The organism is Acinetobacter sp. ACIN00229 (assembly GCF_016106645.1).
GTDB classification, from domain to species: Bacteria; Pseudomonadota; Gammaproteobacteria; order Pseudomonadales; family Moraxellaceae; genus Acinetobacter; species Acinetobacter oleivorans.
This window is the reverse complement of record NZ_JADWOM010000003.1, coordinates 20,136-43,574: the sequence shown is the minus strand read 5'-3', so window position 1 is coordinate 43,574 and position 23,439 is coordinate 20,136. Positions and strand designations below refer to the sequence as shown.

The 23,439-nt window shown below is 39.6% G+C and carries 13 protein-coding genes; 3 read left to right on the top strand and 10 right to left on the bottom strand.

What is annotated here, in order from left to right:
* Window positions 1-378 precede the first annotated feature (378 nt).
* From I7H67_RS03085 to I7H67_RS03075, 3 genes are all read right to left on the bottom strand, one after another.
* Entirely contained in the window at window positions 379-645 is a 267-nt protein-coding gene (locus I7H67_RS03085; protein WP_198307045.1) for a hypothetical protein, read from the bottom strand.
* 1 nt (window position 646) lies between these two features.
* Window positions 647-15,502: a hemagglutinin repeat-containing protein gene (locus I7H67_RS03080; protein WP_413784432.1), complete on the bottom strand. Its 14,856-nt coding sequence runs from the start codon at window positions 15,500-15,502 to the stop codon at window positions 647-649.
* 63 nt (window positions 15,503-15,565) lie between these two features.
* The gene (locus I7H67_RS03075; RefSeq protein WP_198307044.1) at window positions 15,566-17,323 is read right to left on the bottom strand and encodes a ShlB/FhaC/HecB family hemolysin secretion/activation protein; all 1,758 of its coding nucleotides are present in this window, start codon (window positions 17,321-17,323) and stop codon (window positions 15,566-15,568) included.
* A 503-nt stretch (window positions 17,324-17,826) separates the two neighbouring features.
* Here I7H67_RS03075 and I7H67_RS19835 point away from each other — a divergent pair.
* From I7H67_RS19835 to I7H67_RS03060, 3 genes are all read left to right on the top strand, one after another.
* Window positions 17,827-18,003, top strand: a complete 177-nt coding sequence (locus tag I7H67_RS19835) for a TetR/AcrR family transcriptional regulator (protein WP_198307043.1) — start codon at window positions 17,827-17,829, stop codon at window positions 18,001-18,003.
* A 15-nt stretch (window positions 18,004-18,018) separates the two neighbouring features.
* Window positions 18,019-18,399 carry a hypothetical protein gene (locus I7H67_RS03065; RefSeq protein WP_198307042.1) on the top strand — a complete coding sequence of 127 codons (381 nt, stop codon included), beginning with the start codon at window positions 18,019-18,021 and terminating at the stop codon, window positions 18,397-18,399.
* 183 nt (window positions 18,400-18,582) lie between these two features.
* The gene (locus tag I7H67_RS03060) at window positions 18,583-19,284 is read left to right on the top strand and encodes a hypothetical protein (RefSeq protein WP_198307041.1); all 702 of its coding nucleotides are present in this window, start codon (window positions 18,583-18,585) and stop codon (window positions 19,282-19,284) included.
* Window positions 19,285-19,347: 63 nt separating this feature from the next.
* Here the strand turns inward: I7H67_RS03060 and I7H67_RS03055 are convergent, their stop codons facing one another.
* From I7H67_RS03055 to I7H67_RS03025, 7 genes are all read right to left on the bottom strand, one after another.
* Window positions 19,348-19,695 carry a DUF2513 domain-containing protein gene (locus tag I7H67_RS03055; RefSeq protein WP_174731916.1) on the bottom strand — a complete coding sequence of 116 codons (348 nt, stop codon included), beginning with the start codon at window positions 19,693-19,695 and terminating at the stop codon, window positions 19,348-19,350.
* A 436-nt stretch (window positions 19,696-20,131) separates the two neighbouring features.
* Window positions 20,132-20,362: a hypothetical protein gene (locus tag I7H67_RS03050; RefSeq protein WP_198307040.1), complete on the bottom strand. Its 231-nt coding sequence runs from the start codon at window positions 20,360-20,362 to the stop codon at window positions 20,132-20,134.
* A gap of 214 nt (window positions 20,363-20,576) precedes the next feature.
* Complete coding sequence (locus I7H67_RS03045) at window positions 20,577-21,614, bottom strand: DUF932 domain-containing protein (RefSeq protein WP_198307039.1); 1,038 nt, start codon at window positions 21,612-21,614, stop codon at window positions 20,577-20,579.
* Between the two features lie 56 nt (window positions 21,615-21,670).
* Window positions 21,671-21,964: a hypothetical protein gene (locus I7H67_RS03040; protein ID WP_198307038.1), complete on the bottom strand. Its 294-nt coding sequence runs from the start codon at window positions 21,962-21,964 to the stop codon at window positions 21,671-21,673.
* A gap of 80 nt (window positions 21,965-22,044) precedes the next feature.
* A complete protein-coding gene (locus I7H67_RS03035; protein ID WP_198307037.1) occupies window positions 22,045-22,458 on the bottom strand; it encodes a hypothetical protein in 414 nt (137 codons plus the stop codon).
* Window positions 22,459-22,484: 26 nt separating this feature from the next.
* On the bottom strand, window positions 22,485-23,096 hold the full coding sequence (locus I7H67_RS03030; RefSeq protein ID WP_198307155.1) for a hypothetical protein: 612 nt from the start codon (window positions 23,094-23,096) through the stop codon (window positions 22,485-22,487).
* Window positions 23,097-23,188: 92 nt separating this feature from the next.
* Window positions 23,189-23,437, bottom strand: a complete 249-nt coding sequence (locus I7H67_RS03025; RefSeq protein ID WP_198307036.1) for a hypothetical protein — start codon at window positions 23,435-23,437, stop codon at window positions 23,189-23,191.
* Window positions 23,438-23,439: the final 2 nt, after the last annotated feature.

Sequence of the window (23,439 nt, the reverse complement as noted above, 5' to 3'; positions counted from 1 at the left end):
AAAGACCAATACATGTACAAATTATAAAAATTATCCTTCTATATTTCCCCATCACATAATCTAACAATATACTTTTTATCATTTCGCTCATCCTATTTGTGATGTAGTTTTTCTTATATATAAATCACATACCGCAGAACCAGCTGATGCACATGCTGAATTATATAGCTGGTTGGTATCAGCTTTGGCATCTCTGCGATCAGCCGGTGAGTCAATATATTCTCTACCGTATTCTGCCCAATCACACCTGCTAACTGTGCATTTAATGCCGAATCTCCAACTGTGCCAATCACATTTGCCACATAAGGTGCAAATATATTAGAGCAATTTAATATCTGTTTGACAGCCGAGCGCATTAGCAATATCTACTATAACTAATCACCCCCTGTCCTTTTTACTATTCCAACCTAATTTATCTCCAAAATAATTTAGATTATGTTTTATAAACCCAATAAATGCTCCAACCATTAAATACTTTATAAAATCAAAACCATATTCAATTAACAAATCAATAAAAATATAACCCTTTTGATATATTACTCCATATATATATATATATATAGAAACAAATAAAACTAACAACAAATAAAAAGCTAAAGAATAAACCAGTGTTAATAAAAGTCCATCTTTTAAATATCTAAACATATCATTTTTTCTCCTTCATTTTTTCATCTAACTTATCAGATGCAACCCCTACAGCAGTTGAACTGAAAGCTGGTGTTAGAACTTCTTTTACAACAGAATTATTCGTAGGGAATTTTTTATTAATCACCTTTTCCATTGCCGTACTTACTATAGTGGTTGCTGTCGCTTTGACCCCTGCACTCTCCATACTTTCATTATTCAAATATGCTTTAGCTCCTTCTGAATAAACATTAGCACCGATATTAAACCCTAGACCTTTACCTTGTGTTATAGCTCCAACACCAAAAGCAATAGCTGTATTTCTCCAATCATAAGGATTATTATTGGCAGATTGTACTATGACATCGGAACCAGCCCCAATTACCCCGCCTCCTAATGATGCAATTCCAATAGATTCAGGAGCAAATGCTACAGCAGGCATCCCCATTGAAAGGTAAATATAGTATTTTACAGGATCATATCCTGCAGGTACTTTCCCCTTTGTATATTCAGATAATAATTTCTGAGTTTCTTTCTGGCTTAAATTCTTATCTTTAGCGAATTTTGCGAGAGATTCTGCTCCACTAGCCCAATCGGAATTGACAATTGCTGGAAAACCCATTTCATTATTCTCAATCGCATTCTGCCCAATCACACCAGCCAACTGTGCATTCGATGCCGAATCTCCTACCGTACCACCAACAACAGCTCCAATCGCTGCGGTTAAGTCTCGAATACTTGATTTCACATTTTCAGGCAGTAAATTCGGTTCAAATTCTCCTTTTCCATTCTTATAAGCTGGGTCATCTTTATATTGATTCACCAAATAATCTGCTGCTGCTTCACTCGCAACCGCTGCACTACCGCCTGCTGCTGGATTGCCTCCATTTAAATAAGCTAAAGTTGCACCCAATATCGCATGAGAAGCCAATTGTGCAGCCTTATTCTTATCTTCTCCATGTCCAAACTTCTCACCAATTACATTAGCTGCATAAGGGGCAAGTGTATTAGCTACGACTTGAACGTCTGTTTGACCACCAAGTGCGCCTGTGACTGCCATCGTAACTGCATTCAAGGCTCGACTCTTGTCTCCGCCCATACCCCAAGCTTGATTCATATCACTCGCTTTTGCATAGTCAGGTGAATATTGACGTAGATATTCCTCTTGCTTCGCTGAATCAAGGCTTTGGTAATACTTCAGCGCATCACTATCTAGCCCTAGTTGATTAAGTACATTTTGCTTTTCAGTATCTTTTGCTTTTTCCGCTTGTTGTTGCTGATTCTGACTATACGTTCTTGTCGCTGCCGCAATTGTTGACGTTGCATCTGCTACCGTTTTTTGCTTATCTAAAATAGTTTGTAAGTTTGGTAAAGTCTCAACCGCTCTGTTGGCTGTCGAGGCATCACTATGAATACCGAGTTGCTCAACCGTAGTCGACTTGCCACCAACTTTAATATTCCCTTCACTTAAAGTAGCATAAGTCGTACTGCTGTCTTTGTCAGACTCATGTTGCGGTAAGCTTGGACTAAAGCTGGTTGCATTACGCCAGTTGTCATTATTGGTTGGTGTAGGTGCTTTGCTATCTCCAGTTTTACCTTTGCCTAAACTTGTACCACCAGATAGGCTAACTGTAGTCGCATCGTATTGGCTTTGGTTCTCGATATTGCTAAAAGTTAAACGGTTCGTAGTCAGGTCATTTTTATCTTTAGTTGCAGTCGAAACAATTGCACCACCTTTTAGGTCAACACTATCTGCTTTCACATGGTAACCACTGTCTCCAGCAAATAAGCCAGATTGCTGATTAACGCTATTGGAATCACCCGAAGCTTTGCTACTACTAAAGTTACCAGATGCCTGCCAAGCTGTACCAAACGAAGCTTGCAAGCGACCACCCGCTCCAGTTTGTTTGGTATTTTGCTCAACAGTGTCTTGTAAACTTTCAACTTTGAGCTGACCGCCTACATTTGCATCAATACGATCTGCTTTTGCCTGTGCTCCACGTAGTGTGGTGTCACCTTTACTGGTTAAGCTAATATTTTTTGCATCCAAAGTCGTTTGGCTATGTGTATTACTGTCTAAATGATTGCTGCCTTTACCAAAACCAGCCTCACCATAAATGTAAGCACCTGTTTGCGCACCGACAGAAACACCAACACCAACACTTAAGCCTGCATTACTGTTTTTACCATCGGCTTTATCTTGGCTTTGACCAGATTCCAGAATAATATTTTTTGAAGAATCTAGATTAATTTTATCTTCTGCTTTGACCTGCGTATTTTGAAGATGAATATCACCATTAGTACTGGTTAAGTTGACATTGCCGCCAGCTTTTAAGTTGTTTTGTTGCGAAGTGGCATAGCTGCTATTTTGCTGATTTTTGCTGGTGCTAAAGCCAATACCAGATTCAGCTTTAAATAGTGCACCACCTTTTATATCACTATAGGTTTGGTAACCCTGAGCACCTGCTGCAACAGCTTGTAATGCTTGGGTACGGTCATCTGCTTTACTGTTTTTCGCTTTATCTGCTGCATTTAATAAATCAATCAGTGGTGAACTCACACGACTGAATTGTCCAATTTTTAGGTCTTTGCTATTTTCAGATGAGCTACCTGTGTCATGGCCTTCTAAAACCTGAATGTCTTGCGCCTTAATATTTAAATCTTTCGCAGCAACAACATCAGCGACTTGTTGAGTATATTGACGGCCTGCCTGAATATTGACATTGCCTTCTAAACTGCCCACTTGACTGCGTTGCTGTTCAATGCCATGACTATTGCTTTGGCTCTGACCATTCATATAGCCATAGAACTGCTCAGTATCCGAAATCTGCGCACTACCAATACCTTTGTTTGAACTCTGCTCACTTTGGCTTTGGCTGTTCTGGCTTGATTTGATATTGATATCACGAGCAGCATTAAGGTTCACATCACCTTTTGAGGCAACTGAACTACCGATAATATTAATATCGCCTTGCCCAGTTTGTAGCGTTGTTTTTCCACCCACCGAGAGCTGAGTTCCTGTAGTTTGTGTACTACGACCATCACCTTGGTTTTTGTTTTTGAATGTTCCAGCAGGTGCAGCCCAATCACGGTTATCAATACTAAAACCACTTTGTTTAAGGTCAGCAGTTTGCTCTGAATGACTCTCGGCAATACCCAGATTAATATTTTCCTTAGCATGCAATAATGCATCGCCTTCGGCAGAAAGCTCTGCACCTTGGCTATTAATACTTCCTTCTGTTGCAATAATATTTAAATTGCCTTTAGCGGTAGCTTGAGTGACTACAGCTTGAGTGCTGGATGTATTACTGACCTGATTTGTTTTATTGCTACCTGCTTGAATGGTTACTGGTGTCATCGCGGCCATAGAAGCCTTGCGAGCTGCTTCACCTTGCGCCATCACCTGACCAACAGCACTATCAGAGAATTGACCATTGTTCATACTGTTTTTGTAAGCAGATGCGGCAGCCATCGCTGGAGAATAGGTCACACCAAACGAAACGCCAGATTGTTTGCTATGAACTTCTGAATGTTGCTCATCGGTTGCATATGCTGCATTTAAATTAACATTTGCACCTTTTAGATTGAGGTCTTTTCCTGCATCTAAAATAGCTGCTTCAGTGGTCAGATCTTTACCAGCAATAATGGTTATATCACCCGAATGACTTCGAATCACACTTTGGGTGAGCGTTGTAGATTTTCCGTCCTCTTTTGTATTTAAGCTCGATTTTCCATAACCTACACTTGCCACGCCATCAGAAAGACTCGCTTTAAATCCAGATTTCTTAACCGTCTGCTCTTGTTGATTGGAATACTGATTTTGTGCAGCAGTAATGTTGATATTTTCTTTGGCTTGAATCTGGGTTAACTCATTCGACACCACCTGGCTACCACGGATATTGATATTATTCGCATCGAGTAGAACTTTTTTACCACTAATCGTACTTGCTATTGCTTCACTAGCTTGATCATGAGTAAGACCAGTATCGGTCTTACTGCCTAAAGTTCCTTTATGCTTCTCATACCACTGTCGATCAAACTGGCTGGTCTTACGACCTTCTTCAATATCTAACTGATTAACTGCAGAAAGTTGAGTGGTACCCTGTACGCTATTTAAACCCGAACCTTGTACTTTAATATTTTGCCCATTTAACAATAATGAGCCATTGCTATTCAGCTGACTACCAACATCTTGGGCTTTCTGACTGGTCGTTTGATTCTGCACATCACGGTAAGTACTCAGTTTATACCCCGTTTGTACTGTGCCAATGTCAACATTACCTACCGTATTGATCACCGTGGCGCCATTGCTATTATTCAGCTCAGCAGCTTTAAGAACCGTATTTCCGGCAACATCAACCAGTAAGCTTGCTTTTGTTGGTTGAACTGTATTGCCCTGACCAACATAAAGCCCTGCAATTCGGTCTACAGCGGTTGTGCTTGCACTAAAATCACCTACCTGACTGGTTGATGTTCTGGTTGTCGTCTCAATCTTGAGGTTGCCACCAACTTTAACAGCCATTGCATCTTTGGCACTGATTTGACCACCAATATTATTAAGGTCTTTTTGAGCAGTGATATCAACCGTATTCCCCTGAATGCGCCCCTTCAGGTTATTAATATTATCTGCGGTAATTTGAACAGCTTCTCGTCCAGCAATGGTTGAACCATTGAGTAAATCACCATTTAACTTGAAGTTAACGCTATTACCTGTCAGTAAAGTACCATCACCCTTTAAATCACCCACACGAGCTTTAACATAGACTTGCGGAACCAGTGCTTTAGTTTTCGTTCCATCCTGTAATGTCACATCTTTTTCAACCAACCAGACAATATCACTGGTCAATTGCGCAATTTGTGCAGCAGTTAAAGCAATGCCTGGGCGTAAATCATATTGCTTGGCAAAAGTCACCCCATTATTCATCAAGGCTTTATATTGTTCATCATCGGAAGCATAGCCTTCCAAGAAACGATAACCCGTTAAATGAGCAATCTGGTCTTGCACCATACGCTGCTCATAAAAACCATCGCCTAGACGTTTTTGTTGTAGTGCAGGGTCAAGTCCTAAAGCACTGAGCATATAGTCTGAAGACAACCATTGGTTGTAATTGGTAAAGCTCGGATCAGTTTCAACTAAATAACCGGCCTTGCTATCTACTCCTGTTCGATATAACGCATTGTTGGCAACTTTAACGTTATTCGTATTTACCGTGCGGATTTCAAATTGCTCGCCTGTACCTGCCTGATCTGGTACAGTCGTTTGATCAGTCGTTGTTACACCTGATACTTGAGATGCTGTTTGACCTTGTAGCTGATCCAGAACAGAGACCTGTGTCGTGTTGTCTTTGCCACCAATAATATTTGTATTTTGGTTTACATCACCAACCTGAACATCGGACTGAATCGTATCCGGCTGAATAGAAGCTAAGTTTTGTCCACTGGCTTGCCCTGCTTGTGATACATCTAATCCGGATCCATCAACATCAACATTGAGCTCTTTCATCTCTTGTGTTGATAGGTTTTGTTGACCATGCTCAATACTGATTTGCTGAGAGGTAGTACCCGTATCAGCAACATTAAGCTGCTGTCCTTGCGCATTTTGTACCGGTCCAACCTGTGTCGAAGCATCGCTGACTTTTAAATCATTGAGATGACCTGCCTGAGTTTGACCTGCCTGAACTTGCTCCCCACTCTGGTTATTGGCAACTGCTGTAATTGAAATAGGATTCTGGCTAAAGTTTTGATTACCCAAGGCCTGACTAATTTGTAAGTCAAAGGTGCTTTCTGTAGATACTTCAAAAGGCCCTTCCCAGTCACCCTCATATTCCCAATGTTTATACACTGTCCCTTGATCTACAACCTTTCTGATCCCATCCAGGCTATTTCCTGAATCAATGGTACCACCCACATTTTTAAGCTCACCGCCAGCCAGAATTTGACTCTTGTCATTCAATACCTGTGCACCACTTAAATCCAGATTGCCACCTGCCTTGATTTGCCCCGGTGCAGACTCAACTGTTCTGGTTTCATAAGTAATTTCACTATAGGTGTATCGCATCCAGTCTTCATACCAGTTACCACCGTCATACTGACCATCAAAGGTGCACCATGCATTACAGAATTTTTCCAGACCATCTACACGCGATACTTCTACGTTATCATCCGTTATAAAATGCTTATTGATGTTATTGATCTGTTTGGCAGATAAACGCATATCCCCCAGTGACTCAATGGTTGCACTTTCATTATTGATCACAGTCGCTTGACCTGTCGCTTTACGGTTCGTATCTAAAGCGCCACCTAAATATAAATTCCCGGCACTAAAGATTAATGCCTGACTCGCATAATCTGTTGTGTTAGCCAGATTATTTAGCGTTTGTACGCCAAGGTTCATGTCCCCTCGTGAGGCAATCACAGGAGCTGCTCCATTGACATCCGGTAAATTATTTAAGGTGTTCGCGCTAATGGCGAGGTCCGTTCCATAAATACGACCAGTACCCTGGTTATTTAAGGTATCCGCAGTTAAAGTGGTCAAATCACCATTGATCAAACCCGTATTGTTGATCTGGTTTTGTGCAGTTACTTGAGTATCATGACTTTCTATTTTGGCGTTACTGCTATTATTAACATTTGAAGCATTTAGTTTTAAAGTATTCCCAGCATTGATCGTACCGTCATTTTGAATAGCACCCACCGTACTTAAACTAAGGTTGTTATTCGCTTGCAATTGTCCCGGTTGCGTCTGCTTAAAGTTATCTTTTAGGATGATATTCGCATCGCCTAAACTTAAAACTCGGCCATCACCACTCAAAGATTTTACATTTATATTGAGGTTTTCACCCGCCAGCAATTGCCCATTCAGGTTATTGATTACAAGTTGATCACCTTGAATACCAATTTGCTTTACTGTACTGATTTCACCCGCTTGGTTATTCAATTGTTGACTAATATTCAACTGGCTGTTTTCACTGCTTCGAATCGTACCCGACTGGTTATTTACAATCGAAGCCTCTAGATTTAGATTTCCAGCATCAATGCCCTGAACCGAGGTATCGGTATCTGTGAGCGCTTTAGTATTCTGGTTATCCAACTGCTGGGTTTGAATATCGAGCTGACCGGCTGCCATGATATGGCTATCAGCATCGGTAGGCGTCAGTTTACCCTGGTTATTAATATGTTCTATTGAGAGTTGCATATCTCCCATGGAAAGGATCTGGCCCGACTGATTGTTCAGTAACTGATTTTGACCAGTTCCCTGTAATTTTAAGTTTTGAGCAGCCAGTAAAGTACCACCACCGTTTTCTACCTGATGAGCACTTAAACTTAAGTTTTGGCCACTGGCCACATACCCTTTGGTGTTATCCAGTGTTCCGAGATTCTTTAAAGTGAGATTACCTTGGCTGAGTAAACCACCTTGTGTACCACTATTGGTATTTACTAGATTCTGCCCATTGGTATCAAGTACCAGTGAAGTTTTAGCCTGAACCAGACCCTGATCGTTATTAAATGCGCCAGAAGTAACATTAACTGTATCTGAACTCATTAAACCGTTTTGGTTGTTGATCGCTTGCAACTCGGCATCAATATCCAGAATTTGCTGGGCAACAATCTGGCCTTGACTATTATTTAGACCTGTCGCATGGATACTGATTTGATTGTTTGAAAGCAATGAGCCCGACTGGTTATTGAGAATCTGATCACCACTATCTAGATTCAAGCTACCTGCCACACTGCCAATTTGACCTTGGGTATTATTTAAGCCCTGAGCCGTTAACGTCACATCCTGATTGGCTGCAATAATTCCCGTTGTATTATTGATAAGCCCTGTACTTTGTAAGGCTACACTGCCTTGTGCATTGATCTTACCAGATAATGAGTTATCAATTGCTGCTGCACTGATGTTAAGGTTCTGTCCAGCTTGCAGTAAACCTGTCTGATTCTGCAAGACCTGAGTACCAGCCTGAACTGTTAAATCCCCTTGTGTACCAATCTGACCTTGGTTGTTATTCAAACCTTGACTGTTGATATTGATACTTTGATCACCAACAATTGAACCTTGTGTATTATTGATATTTTGTTGACTGATTAAATCAATACCACCTTGAGCATTGATTTGTCCCGCGCTGTTATCTACTGATAATGCTTTAACCGCGATATCAGTTTTTGCCTGCAATGTACCTGCCTGGTTGCTGAAGTCTTGATTTCCAGTATCAATAGCGAGTCCGCCCTCAACACTGCCAATCTGCCCTTGATTATTATTTAAACCTTGGCTATTTAAAGTGACAATTTGATTGGCAACTATAGTACCTGCTTGGTTATTAATCAGTCCAGCACTCATGATATTGAGTGCATCCTGTGCACTAATTTGCCCTTGCTGACTGTTATTGATTGAGCTGGCATCAATTTGGGTGTTTGCTCCGCCGTGAATTTGTCCGGCTTGATTATTCAAAATACCATTGATATCTAAAATCAGATTCGATTGTTCACCACTTTGAATAATCCCTGTCTGATTACTCAAATTCTGGCCAGTCAACTGAAGCTGTTTGTTTGATAAAATTTGCCCTTGATTGTTATTAACATCACCTTGACTATTTACAGTCAACTGCTCTAAAGCACTGATCACTCCACTATTGGTGAGCCCCTTAACATCAAGGCTGAGTGTTTTCCCAGACTGGATCGCACCTGTACCATTATTTAAAGCCAAATCACCCGTCTCAATTAGTAGATCGCCTTGCTCTGTTCCAATTTGACCACCATCATTGTTAAGACCTTGACTCTTTAACTGCATTTGCTGAGATGAGACGATAATCCCACCAGCATTATTAATCCCTTGAGCTGTTGTAAGATTTAAGTCGCCTTGAGTACTTATTTGACCTTGCGAACTATTGTCTACAGAAGCGGCTTGAACCGTGGTAGAGCCACCACTATACAGCTGTCCACCTAGGCTGTTATCCAACACACCACTTAAATTAAGATTGAGATCACTATTCGTTTGTAATAAACCGCCTTGATTATTCAAGTCTTGTCCAACGAATGTTAAGGCTGTACCTGAGATAATCTGGCCTTTCAGGTTGTTTAAACCTTGAGTATTTAATACCAGTTGTTGGGCGGAAATTAGTCCTGACTGATTATCTACATGTTGAGCACTTAACGTTAAATCTTGTGTGGAAATGATTTTGCCGGATTGATTACTCAGATCACCAGAACCAGCCTCTATCGTAACAGGGCCCGTAACACTGCCAATTTGACCGGAATTATTATTTAAACCCTGACTATTTAGCTGTACAGCCTGATTGGCAACAATCTGACCCGCATTGTTATCAATATCCTGATTGATCTGTGCCGATAGATTGCCTTGTGTATTGATCAATCCAGATTGATTCAATAAGCGATCAGCCCCTAATTGAATATCTCCCTGTGCCTGTAACAAACCTGCCTGATTTTCGAGTGTTCCTGAACCACTATTAATGCTCAGTACATCATTCACACTAGCGATTTGACCTTGGTTATTATTAAGTCCTAGACTTTGTATCTGTACTGCATTATTGGCAATAATCTGTCCAGCGCTATTATCTACAAGCTGATGAGCTTGTAGATCAATTCTATCTTCTGAACTGATTAAACCGGATTGGCTATTGACCTGTTCAGCATCAATCTGGATATTGCTTTTCGCTTGTAAAACACCAGACTGATTATCTAAGGCACCCGCGCTACTATTCACAGTCAATGCATCATTAAGGCTGACAATTTGACCTTTATTGTTATTGAGCCCTTGGCTATTCAAACTAACTTTCTGGTTTGCAGCAATAATACCACTTTGATTATTAATATCTTTTATTGCTTGAATATCTAAAGTGGTTTGACTATTTAGTTGCCCTTGCTGGCTATTATCAACTTGATTTGCGTTGAGTTGCAAAGCACGTCCGGCAATCACCTTCCCGGTTTGATTATTCAACAGGCCTTGGCCTGCATTCAGAGTAATATTACCTTGTGCACTGCTGATCTGACCTAAATTATTATTAAGGCCTTGGGCTTTAACCTGAACGCCTTGATCAGCAGAGATTGTCCCTTGCTGGTTATTGATTTCTTTCTGGCTCTGCAAATCAATTTCCGCTTGAGAAATGATTTGTCCTTCAGTGCTATCAATCGATAATGCTTTTGCTGTTAAATCAGTTTTTGCCTGTAATGTACCCGCTTTGTTGCTTAAGGCCTGATTTCCGGTATCAACAGTTAAACCACCTTGAATGCTACCAATCTGTCCTTGATTATTATTTAATCCCTGACTGTTTAAAGTGACATCTTGATTGGCAACTATAGTGCCTGTTTGGTTATTAATCAGTCCAGCACTCATGATATTGAGTGCATCCTGTGCACTGATTTTCCCATGCTGACTGTTATCTAAAGCATTCACTTGTAGGTTCAAACCAGCGCCACTCAGCAACTGACCTGCTTGACTATTATCTAGGGTACCATTGAGCACCAGATCCAATGCTGAACCATTGCCCGACTGAATGATTCCAGCCTGATTGATTAAGTTTTGTCCACTGACTTGCAAAGTCGCATTCGTCGCAATCTGTCCAGCGTTGTTACGAATATCCCCTGAACTTAAAATATGGCTATTGCCTAAAGAACCGATAATACCAGAATCATTATTAATTCCTGCTGCTTGTAGACGAAGTTCAGTTCCAGCCTGCAAAGAACCCGCTTGGTTAGAGAGCTGACCTTGACCTGCATCAATCGTCAATGAACCATTTTTACTTCCAATTTGACCTTGGCTATTATTTAAACCTTGGCTTTTTAGCGTAATATCTTGATTGGCAACCATAGCTCCCGATTGGTTGTCAATCGCTTGCACAGCATCAATATTCAATACGCCTTGAGCACTAATTTTACCTTGCCCACTATTCTTGACCGAACCTGCTTGAATGACCGTGTTACCACCGCTTGCCAATTGTCCTGACTGACTATTATCGAGTAGGCCACTGAGCTTGAAGTTAAGATCAGCACCACTTTGCAGTAAGCCGCCCTGATTATTAAAGTCCTCTCCAACAAAGCTTAAGGTTGTTCCAGAAATAATTTGGCCTTTGGTATTATTCAGCCATTGCTGCTGCATATCCAATTTTGCTTGAGTAGCAATGACACCTTGCTGATTATCAATCCCTTGCGCTTTTAATGTTAAATCTTTGACAGATTGAATATGACCTTGCTGGTTACTCAACACACCAGAACCCGCATCAATGTTGACAATATCTTCAACACTGCCTATCAGACCTGCATTGTTATTTAAACCTTGGCTGCTGAGTAAAACTGCCTTGTTAGCAACGATCTGACCTGCACTATTATCAATATCCTGAGTGATTTGTGCTTGAATCGCGCCTTGTGTATTGATCAACCCCGACTGGTTACTTAACTGATTTGCCTTGATCTGGATATCTTGAGCTGACTGTAAAGAACCCGACTGATTGATGAGTTTCCCTGTACCCGCATCTAGCGTTAACCCACCTTGTACCGAACCAATTTGCCCACCGGTATTATCCAGTCCTTCTGACTGAATCCCAACATCACTATTGGCAATGATCTTGCCAGATTGATTGTTGATCACGCCTAAACTGGTCACGGTTAATGCATTTTGTGCAGAAATAAGTCCATCTAAGCGATTATCAACAGCACCCGCCTGAATAATACTATCTTGACCTGCATAGATTTTGCCTGATTGGCTGTTATCCAATAATCCTTGTATTTGTAAATTTAGATTCTGGCCTTGTGCTGAGCTCAACTGACCGCCCTGATTGTTCAGACTGCCCGAAGTAATATAAAGTGCCGTTGGACTCTGAATAAGTCCGGATTGATTATTGATCTGTTCTTTCACAGCGAGTGTAAGCGGTTTTAATGTTCCGCGTTGAATCATTTGACCTTTTTGATGGCTCAAACTATTCGCAGTCAAGTTGATCTGATTCGCCGAAGTGGTTGCACCATCTAATACAACTTGCCCACCCTTCAATAATAGCTGTCCATTACTGAGAATCTGGCCTTGTGTTCCTTGCAATTGATCGGCAGTGATATTCAGTTGCTGATTCCCTGCATGGATAATCTTTCCAGCTTCATTATTTAGAGCAGAAGTGTTCAAGTTAATTGAGGATGCATTACTGCTAATTTCACCAGCTTTATTATTTATACCGTTTACAAAGTTTAGAGCAAATTCATTATTGCCCGTATGCTGGATTTTACCTTGACTATTATCTAGCTGTTTTGCCGTAAGGATGAGGTCCTGACTACTCAATAGGCCTTGCTGATTATTAATCAAATTCTGGCTAGTCAGTTTAATTTGATCCTGAGCAACTACGGTTGCAGCCTGAGTTGAAATATCAATACCGGCGTTCAGTGCAATCGACTTCGATTGTAATTGTCCCTGTGCTGCATCAATCTTCCCAGTTGCATCCACCTGTATATTGCCACCTGCGAATGTTTGACCATGTAATCCTGCTTGATCAACACTGATCGTAAGATCCCCAGCATCACCAACTTTGCCTTCACGATCTAGGCCCGCGGCAATTAAACCATCCTGTACATGTTCTAATGCTGAACTGGTAATCTGGACATTTTTTCCAGCCGCCAAAGAACCAGAGTTTTGGATCGTTTTTCCGGAAATCGTTAAATCTTGATCTGCATAAACACTCCCCGTGTTTTTAAGTTGATCATGCTGTAACTTTATTGATTTCGCTTGAATCTGACCTTGAGTATTATCAAACTGCTGAGCAATACTGTTTAAATTTTGCTGAGCTGCGATAGATCCTTGATTGTTATTAACCGTCACATGTTTCTGATTAATTTGATTTGCAACAATTTGTCCAGCAGTATTATTAAGTGATTGGCTATCTAAATTTAAATTGGTTTTAGCCTGAATGAGCCCCTCAGTATTATCAATCGCTTTATTCGCTTTAATATTTACAGCTTGGTTTTCTGAATACACAACACCTGACTGGTTCTTCAAATCACTTGCATTAACGTTGACAGTTGCTCCACTAGCAATTTGTCCATCAACATTATTCAACTCACCAGTTACAGCTAAATCAAGCTGTCCAATTGACTGGATTTTTCCGCCTTTATTGTTGGCAGACTGAGTTTGAATATTGAGCGTGCTATTAGACGCAAGCTGGCCTTGTTGGTTAGTAAAACTTGAGGTTTGAATACTGGCACTTTTAACGGTAAGCTGACCTTGGTTATTATTAAAGCTATTTCCTTTAATATTGATAGCACCTAAATTAAGCTGACCACCTTGGTTATCTAAACCATTTTGGCTGTCTAAATCTACACCACCATTGGCAACAATTGCACCTTGATCATTATTCAGCACACCTGACACATGGATAAAACCAGTATCGTAAGTTTTTGGAGTTGTATCTACTGGAGTTACAACACCTAAACTTCCACCATCAAGTGCCTGATCATCAGGAACGGTTGGTACTGTCGTGCTACCTCCGGTGTTACCCGTACCGCCACCAGTATTACTCTTAGCAATTCCAATTTTACCGCCAAGGTTTGTCATTGAACCCGACTTTAAATCAAGCCCTTGTATGCCTGTTTGTTCGATAGAGCCACTATTTTTTAGATTTTTAGAATTAATCGCTATTCGAGCAGCGTTTAACGTACCGCTGTTGGTAATCGTATTCTGGTTTTGGAGATGTAACTCATCGGCACTACTGATTAGACCAGAGTTATTTAAATTTTGGCTCTCAACTGAAATTTGTGAAGTTGCGCTACTGATATTACCTGTATTCTGAATGTTTTGAGCTTTAAGTTGCACCTGATCTTTATTTGCAATCAAATTTCCACTATTGACCAGATCACCTTTTGCATTCAGGGTAAGGGTGCTTTGAGTACTGTTAATCGAGCCAGCATTACGGACACCTAATCCTTGCTCTGTTCCTACTAGAAAGATTTTACCAGCATACATTCCACCCAGTTGGCCTACATCTAAGGCAAAGTTCGGCTGAGGTGTAGAAGTAGGCCCTGTAGTTGCTGTAATTTGAGGAGTAACTTGGTCTTTGACTTGAATATCATTTTGTCCAAGTACCGTGTTAAGTTCATTGGCATATAGCCCCGCATTGACCTTTAAGGCACGTGTATAAATATCGGTATAGGGTGTTAAGCTTCCATTTAAGCCTTTACCTTCAATCGTAACTTGCCCTTCACGGACACGGAATGATTCAAGATAACCTTGATTCATTACCGCTTGTCCAGTTGTTAAAGTAAAACGGTCTGCGTTAATCACACCACAGCCATCACAAATTAGACCTGAAGGGTTTGCGATCACGACTTGAGCTTGTTTTCCGGCAACTTCGATATAACCTTTAAGCTGACTTGGGTTACTGCTATTAACCTCGTTCAAAATAACTTTGGCTTCACCTGTGGCAAGCCAAGGGTTGCCTTGTACCCATCCACCAATCTGGGTTTGAGTATTATTACGCGAGTTATTTAAAATCGCGCCTTCTTGCCCAACATCAAACTGCGTATAGGTATTCCGCGAAACCCCACCCGCACTAGGTGTCTGAATATTGACTTGAGTTGTTCCATTGGCACTATTTAAAATAGTTGGCTGCTGTGATGTCGGAGCACCTTTGTCTGCAACGATTTGAGTTCCTGCAACACTACTCATTGGCAAGCTGATCACCAATGCCCCTAAACAACCAATAACTGCAAAGTTAAGTGGATTTAATTTTTTATAATGAATAGGTGGAACAGAAGACTCCACCGCACCTGTTTCCATTGTTCCCTGACTTTGCCCTGCTTGCTTAGTTTTACTTTTTACAATCTCGGCAACAGCAATAAACATACCGCGAGCATGACTAAAAATAATACGGTAACGGTTCTTATTCATTTTAAAATCTCACTAAATCTTTTTTTAATACAATTGATTGCGTTCAGGACCTTTGAACTTAAATTAATAGGTCCAGTTCACGCTAAATCCAGTCGTGTAATCATCCGTTTCAAAGTGATCTGGCTTTTTCAAAGGTGCTCCGACAAAAGCGTCATAATTCAAATGCAGAGGAGCAATTTGTCCACGCAATCCAACAACTGCACCTAATAAACTGGTACCCGGTAAAGGGTTTGGATAATGCGCGGTTTTTCCACCCACCTCTCCATAATCAATACCGGCATACCATGAATGTGGTTTATTCATGATTGAGCCACTCAGCTCATTGCGAACTAAAAAGCCATTATCTGCCAACAACGTTTGCTCACCGTCAAAACCTCTTACGGTATAACGGTTTCCAATCGAGAAGCGGTCTTGTGGTGTGAGAGGTTTATTACTGTGCTGGGTACGCCATTCTGCAAGATATTGCAGGTTCTGTTGCCCTACTTTAAAAGGAACTTGTAAACTGGCATTGGCTTGTAAAATTCCGACATGTGTATAAGCTTCACCAAAGCTTTCTTCTGGTGCTCTCATTGCATTCAGCCAGCCTGTACCACGCTTATAAGTCACATTACCGCTTAAAGTGGCATTAGAAAAATATTCGGTATGATCGAGACTGGCTTTCCAGCCCGCCGTTTTTCGGCGTTGTACTTCTACTTCAACATCATTGATATAGTTTTGTGATTCACGGTACCAACCACCAAAACCTACGGCAGTTTTACGATGCGCATCACGATAAATAATTCGGGATAAATCTGCATTAATGAGTTCGCTTTTACCGCTGTATTGATAGGTCTCACTGCTTCCAGCGACTGTTTGTAAATAGTTAGAGCGGCTATAACTGGTTGAAAATAACCAATAATCAAATGGAATGGTATAACTTGCATAAAAGCCATCTGTACCATGCTTACCAGAGCCGCTACCACCTAAATCATGGTTATAACTAACGTAAAACAAATCATTTAAAGTCAACACATGATCAAGTGACAAAGTCGCTGTACCTTGATATTTTCCAGTAGCATCAGAACCTGAATCATCAATTCCCACATGTAAGCGATAAGGTTTAGCCTGTTGCCATGCAAGAATCACATCACTATAGCCTGGCTCACTTTTTTGTTCTGCTGGTTGGATTTTAAAATCAGCCTCAACCGTAGGTACTCTTTTAAAGTTTTCTAAGCCTTGCTCCATATCACGAATATTTAAAAGCTCACCCGACTTCATCGGTAAGGCGTTCCATAAATGAGCACGTTTTGAAGTACCTTCGGCAAACTTAATCTGATCAACTCGGCCCGGAATAACACGAACGCGAACCGTGCCAGATGCGATATTTTGCTGAGGAAGCAAAACTCGTGTTGTGACATAACCATCTGCAATAATTTTGTTTTGAACAAGATCAAGTGCCTGATTGAGACCATTTACACCCAAGCAACGTCCAATAATATTGTTCTTACCAGTCGTAATCACATTAAAATCTGATATGAATTGATGAGCTAAATCACCTTCTAAAAGTATTTTTTTAATTTCAAAACAAGGTGTTTCACTATTAGAGCGTAAATATTGTAATTGCTGAGCTGAAATTTTATTTTGTTCTTGCCCCAGATTGACATTCACATTGGGCTGAATTTGTTTTTCTAGCGCTGTATCACGTTGTTGTTGACGAGTAGACTGATCAGCCTGAATTCGCTGTCGAATCGGGTCATCAGGATCGGCAGCAGAAGTTAACCCAGCAAGAGCTGATAAGGAGATAAATAATACTGTTTTATTAAATTTGTTATAGTTCAACATATTTAAATAATCTGTGACTTATATCAAACTAATTTTAACAAAAACTAAATAAAGTGGAAGTGTTTTTTATACAGAACCGTCTGCTCAGTAAAAATTCCGATGAAAAGAACAGAATAGTAAATTCACCCATAGCCTAATGGGAATAAGCTATGGGTGAACCAACCCCTTGCCTCAATTCAAAGAGGTTTGGCCATAGATTATGGATTAGGCAACACAATCTATAAGTTGTAAAATATAACGTTGAATTCTATCAAGAGACAATATGGCGATAATTTATAAAATAAAATGCATATGTTAGAAATGATGAGATGTGTTTTAAAAATTAGAACTCCTTTAGAACTTAAAAAATTCATTCAAAACAAAAAATGTATGAGTTATATAGCTTAATTTATGGGTTACATGGGGAGTTGGTGAAGCTAGATAATCACTTTTTATAAGGCTAACTTGCCTCATCAAATTTACTTGATTAGGATAATCAACCAAAATGCTGGGATCATACATATTTGAAAAAGTCGAACCCCAAGGAACAAGCGATACGCTCCACCGCAATCAGACTATTTAATCAAGAAAGCTTCACCGCTGTAGGCATGGATAGGATTATTGCCGAGTCGGGCGTGTCAAAAATGACTGTTTATAAATATTTTAGCTCTAAAGAGAATTTAATAGTCGAATGCCTTTAGTTTTTACATGATGAAATGAAACGGACTCTTTTAGATCAAATCAAATATAGAAAATCTCCTCAGAGTCGATTAGAAACGACCTATTTTTGGTATATGGATTTAATTCTTAATATAAACTTCAAGGGTGATCTATTCCAAAAAGCAAGAACAGAACTCCTTCCACACTATCCATCAATACAGCCAATCTTAAATTTGCATCGGGATTGGTTCTGCCAACACACTCTTGCATTGTTTGAGCAACTTAATTTGGAAGAACCAGAAAGCTTTACACACTTATTCATTTCTATTTTAGAAGGGATGATGAGTGACGCAACCTCAGATAAAGAGATGATTAATCCACAAAAAACATGGGACTTTATCCAGACCTTGATTGATTTAGAAGGAGCAAAGAAATAAGTAGATATCATTTCAAATTTCACTAAAGAACACTCTTGGCTAAAATTTGCTTTTCGCCCTTTTAAAATTTTACAGTTAGAAACATTTTAAACTGAATAAAAAACAGACAAAAACTTTACATTTATAGTAATTCTTAATGTATTCCCATAACAGTTTACCTACAACTGACCAGGAGAAATACATATGTTTAATAACCTTCTAGGATCGACAGATACCGCGGCTTTACTTGGTTTCATTGCATTTCTTATTTTAATTCTCATGGGTTCCAACGCTAAAAACGCTGGAGTTCTTTATAGTATTTTCAATGTTTATCAGTATTTTAAAAGTAGAAAAATAGAATATTTAAAGAAACAACTAACCTCTCCTCTTGTTGAAGAAGAGGACAAAAAAGATTACCTATATCGGTTAAGTGCTGTAACGCTTCAAAAAGAACTCAATCTCAATGAAAAGGATTTACGAAAACTACGATACCTCAAGCGCAAGATAGACTGTGAGTTTGCGGCAAGACTTTATAAAAACTGTGGGAAATTATTCGAGTTTGATTCCGAAAAAAATCAACTTAAACCTATTAAGCCCATTGATCCCAAAAAGGCCAAACGATTAGAAACAATTGGAGCAGGTCTTTTCTTTGCTTCAGGTCTATTTGCATACGGGTTTATGCTTTACATGCTCTATATGGTTAAGGTACCACTTCACAACTTAACAGATATTTTGACTTGGGCTGGTATCAATTATTTTTTGATGTTTGCTATCATTTTTGTAGGTATGAAAATACTAAAGTTCTTTATGAAACAATCAAATGCTTTAAAGCTCCTTGAACTGTCTGAAAGAAATTTAGATGTACCGCTTAATCAAAATCAAATGAGAAAAACAGAAGAAAAATAGTGACCTAACGAAATGCAAGCAACCATTAGGTTGCTTGCATTTTTGAACCATCATTTTAATTCTCTATTCACCCAATACAAATGATATTGCTTTGCTTCCCAATGCTTTAACCACATCAAAAGTAAGTTCAAGTCCTTTTTCTAAGGCTGTCGTTTTTATTTTTTCCCAGACAGGTTTGCTTCTAATTACATCTAATAATTCATGCCCCTGCCAAGTCAAATCATTCACAAAAACATCATCTATTCCATCAAGACTTTGTAGAACTTTTCCAGTGATGAAACCAGCTTCAATTAAAAGAGTTGTGTTACCTAAAATAAGAGTCTCGTCTTCAGCTTTTTCTAGATATTCATCAAATCTATCTTCTTCAGTTGCGATTAAAATTGCTCGAATAACATCCCAATCTCTTTTCATATTCATCTCTAAATTACACAATAAATTTAGCTTATCATCTGTTAATCACTTTATCTCTGTTTAAAAAGAACACAACGACAAAGCATGTCGTTGTATAAATTTATACTCATCTTTTAAATGACAAATTATAAAAAACTTCTACCTTCCTTATTTTTTAAGAATCAATCCACTACCTAGGCACTTTACGCCTATCCCTTTTTGCACTGATATAGTATTTGAATGTAATATCACAGCCTACGTCATTGTTCCTATTCATCACTACTATAAAACTCTTTAATAACATCTAATAAGTTTTGATCCAACTGGTGGACCAATAAATGGTTGTTGTTGGGTAAGCAGGGTTTATCCTATTGTTTGTTCCAATATTTTTTAGATGACATAAAAAAACCACATCCGTAGATATGGTTCTAATATAAGTAATACCTTACTTTAAAACTTAAGGAAAAGTGACCATTGCCAAATGACTCAGTAAGTTTTCCTTTGTAACACCAGAAAACTCAATTAAATATTGCCCATTTTCTGTTGTAGGTTTATGTAATCTAAGCCCCTGAGTAAATGAATATCCAAAATCATCTTTCACTCTACTAACCAGATGGTCAAAAGCTATCTGATTATTCATTTTTAACAGAAAATGTTCTGCGCCTAGTTTTTCAATTTCATATGGCATATCGCCTTCCTTAACCGTTATTTATTCAAACTTATAAATGAAGACAAATAAATGTTTTTCAATCCTCCAATTAAAATTTTAATAATATATAAACCTTATTACTAAAATTTATCTCTATATTTTTTTAAGGGAATAAAAAAGCCACCTCAGAGGGAACAGGGCAAAGGTAAACATCCAATAGTCTCAGCATATTCATACTGCTTAAGCTAATAACTTAAGCTATTATTCTTAATGCCTGTTCCAGTCCTCTCTGCTTAATCGTAGCCCCCATCCCAAACCAAGCTGAATTAAATCGATGATCTCGGCTCATTGCACGGCGCTCATGATCTACAAATTCGGTTATACTACAAAGCAAACCATAAGCCGTATTTTTAGCTGAACTTAACTCTGCTCCTCGTCCATGCCCATTGAACATTTCCATAGCTTTAGACATTGCTCGTCCATTCGGTTCAGATTTGGAGTTTGATTTTTTGTCCATTGATGCTGCTTTAAGATAATACTGAATAATACTTTCCTCCTGATCTGTAGCACTCATCATCGTATTATTAAACACCGCATCAAAATAAGTAGCTGCTTCCTGCTGAGTTATTTTTCGTTGAGTTAGCTTTTTCATTTCATACATATGTTCATCCCAAGTTTTAATAGAAATACCTAATTGCTGCTTGATTTTCTCTGCATCAAACTTGGTACTGTGAGGAACTTTCACAACACCCTCTCCACTGTTTTGTCCTCGTATCGCAATACTCAAAGTGTTATTACATACCACTCGAACACTGGTGAATTGCGCCGTGGTGGCTAACGTGCCATCACAAGCAGTTGCCAATAAAATGTAGCCGTTACTGACATCCTTACTTTTCAGTGCTGCCGATTGTCCTGTACGTGCCAATGCCCAGAACTTACGTCCACCTTTCAGTACCCCCGCTGTTTCCAGCTCAAAGCCCGATTGCTCTGTTAGGTCTCGGTAAAATTCTAATATCTCTTTGGGCTGGACTTCCTGATAACGCTGACTCACTACTGATAACGGTGCATGAGTATCTGAACGATAAAGTACTCGCTGTTCTTCATAAGGCATCAAGATATTTTGTCCTCGTTCATTCTTAGCCATATAACTAACATTGGATGAGTCAATCCTCCAATCCATACCCGCCTGCTGTGCCCATATTTCAATTGGTTGGTTCTGAGGGAGTTGATTACCTAAGCCATGCCACGGGGTTTGACCAACGAATGCCATAGTTTCTATTTGATGTGCCATGAGTGATTTCCTTTATTAAGTGATTTAAATAATTTGAATGTTGTAAACGATGAGAATTACGAGAAGCCTGATTGCTGGATTTCAAAATGTTCCAGACATTGCTCACACTGATAATGCAACGTCACCATGTTGTCTTGATGCTGGACATAGAGTAGAAACATGCCACCGATAACCAAGCCCACAAAGCCGCCCACTAAAGGGTGAAGAGGACTGCGTTTTGACAACTGCATACAAGCCGCCGCAAGGGACATCGGTGAAAAAGATGAGAGTTTCGTAAATATTCCTTGTTGAGCCTGTTCAGTTCTCCGTAATGTGATGTGTAATGAGTGACAGTAAGGACACTGGTGCATGTACTTCTTCCTTAAATACTAGACATAAAAAAGAGCCTGCGGATTCGCAGGCTCTTTTTGTCTTGGTTAAATTTTATTGTTTACTGGCTACGCTGTTTGTTTTTACAGTCAGCAACAGCTTGGGGTATGTAACTTAAACTCGGGTGACAAGGATCACTTCGCCCCGGAATATAAATACCTCCAAATTTTCGAGGTTTTACACCAATGAAAGTGACAAAAGTGCTATTGGTCGTATAAGGAATCCGTGCCACAGTGTTATAAGCACTTGGACCAACACTACCCAGTGCTAAAACCTGTTCACATTCATTAAACATTGATGCTTTAAATGTTCTTCGGGTTCCATTAACTAAAACAGTCTTATAAGTACAAGTCACTGGCCCGGAATATCCTGCCTGTTCTACTAAATATGCTGGTATTTCATGGGGTTTAAGATCCACTGCATACGCTGAAATACTGATTACTGCTACCCCAAACCCTAGAAATAGTTTTTTCATTTGATCACGCTCTATTTCTTAATGGATTACAAAGTACAGGTAAGTTCAACACTGTCGATGGTCTGTTTCGTTTTAATATCGAACATGTTTTGCATGAGTAGACATTCACCAGTATTCGTGTTCGCACTGTAGAATATTGCTAAAACATATTTCTGTTCTGGGCCATATTTCATCACTTGCCAGCCTGTCCAATTTGATGGAAGTGAGGTTACCTTATTGCCATCAGTAATAGAGAACCAATAGTCAGTGTTACTTTCCCATGTCTCCTCAAGGGTATCTTCCCATTCTTTAGGAAGCTGATTCACTTCAAATAAGCCACAAGATACTTTATCTGAAGTGATGCATTTACCACTATCCATATTGGTTGTATATAACCCATGACCAAGGGCTTTACCTTTAGTACCGTCCTCTGATTTTTGGGTAGAATCTGCTTCTTTTTCCTGCACTCCTAATACAGGTTCACTGCTTGCCTGAATCACAGCTTCAGAGGTAGCAGGTACAGAAACAGAGGCTGTAACTGTTGTTTCTGATTTAGGCTTTAAAAACTTGTCATAGCCGACCCATCCTGCAAGTACCACTACCAGTGTAGATAAAACGCCAGTAATAAAAGTCTGAATATTTTTAGGTTGTGATGTCATCATGCTTCCCCCTTTCGGTTTCATGAATTTGCTTCATTAATGAGAGCAATTCGGCAGCTCTCTCATTTGGGTAATATGTATTTAAAATTTCTTTATTTATGGTTTTCCGGATTGAGGTCAGCTTGATCAAAAGCAGGGACTTCATCTTTGTCAGTAATGCTTGTCACTGCTGTATTATCAGGACTAATTGAATGACTGCGAGCCGCTTCAAGCATCTGTTCGGTTTGTTCATCCTGAACACGGTCATAGGCATAAAACAATGCAAATGACAGCATAAAAATCACTGCATAAGCCGTGTACCATTTCCAGCGCCGTTTCAACCGTTGGGTATTGATCTTCATCA

Coding starts and splice junctions, on each gene's coding strand:
- I7H67_RS03085 (WP_198307045.1), bottom strand. CDS start 645: ATGTTTAGATATTTAAAAGATGGACTTTTATTAACACTGGTTTATTCT.
- I7H67_RS03080 (WP_413784432.1), bottom strand. CDS start 15,502: ATGAATAAGAACCGTTACCGTATTATTTTTAGTCATGCTCGCGGTATG.
- I7H67_RS03075 (WP_198307044.1), bottom strand. CDS start 17,323: ATGTTGAACTATAACAAATTTAATAAAACAGTATTATTTATCTCCTTA.
- I7H67_RS03065 (WP_198307042.1), top strand. CDS start 18,019: ATGAAACGGACTCTTTTAGATCAAATCAAATATAGAAAATCTCCTCAG.
- I7H67_RS03060 (WP_198307041.1), top strand. CDS start 18,583: ATGTTTAATAACCTTCTAGGATCGACAGATACCGCGGCTTTACTTGGT.
- I7H67_RS03055 (WP_174731916.1), bottom strand. CDS start 19,695: ATGAAAAGAGATTGGGATGTTATTCGAGCAATTTTAATCGCAACTGAA.
- I7H67_RS03050 (WP_198307040.1), bottom strand. CDS start 20,362: ATGCCATATGAAATTGAAAAACTAGGCGCAGAACATTTTCTGTTAAAA.
- I7H67_RS03045 (WP_198307039.1), bottom strand. CDS start 21,614: ATGGCACATCAAATAGAAACTATGGCATTCGTTGGTCAAACCCCGTGG.
- I7H67_RS03040 (WP_198307038.1), bottom strand. CDS start 21,964: ATGCACCAGTGTCCTTACTGTCACTCATTACACATCACATTACGGAGA.
- I7H67_RS03035 (WP_198307037.1), bottom strand. CDS start 22,458: ATGAAAAAACTATTTCTAGGGTTTGGGGTAGCAGTAATCAGTATTTCA.
- I7H67_RS03030 (WP_198307155.1), bottom strand. CDS start 23,096: ATGACATCACAACCTAAAAATATTCAGACTTTTATTACTGGCGTTTTA.
- I7H67_RS03025 (WP_198307036.1), bottom strand. CDS start 23,437: ATGAAGATCAATACCCAACGGTTGAAACGGCGCTGGAAATGGTACACG.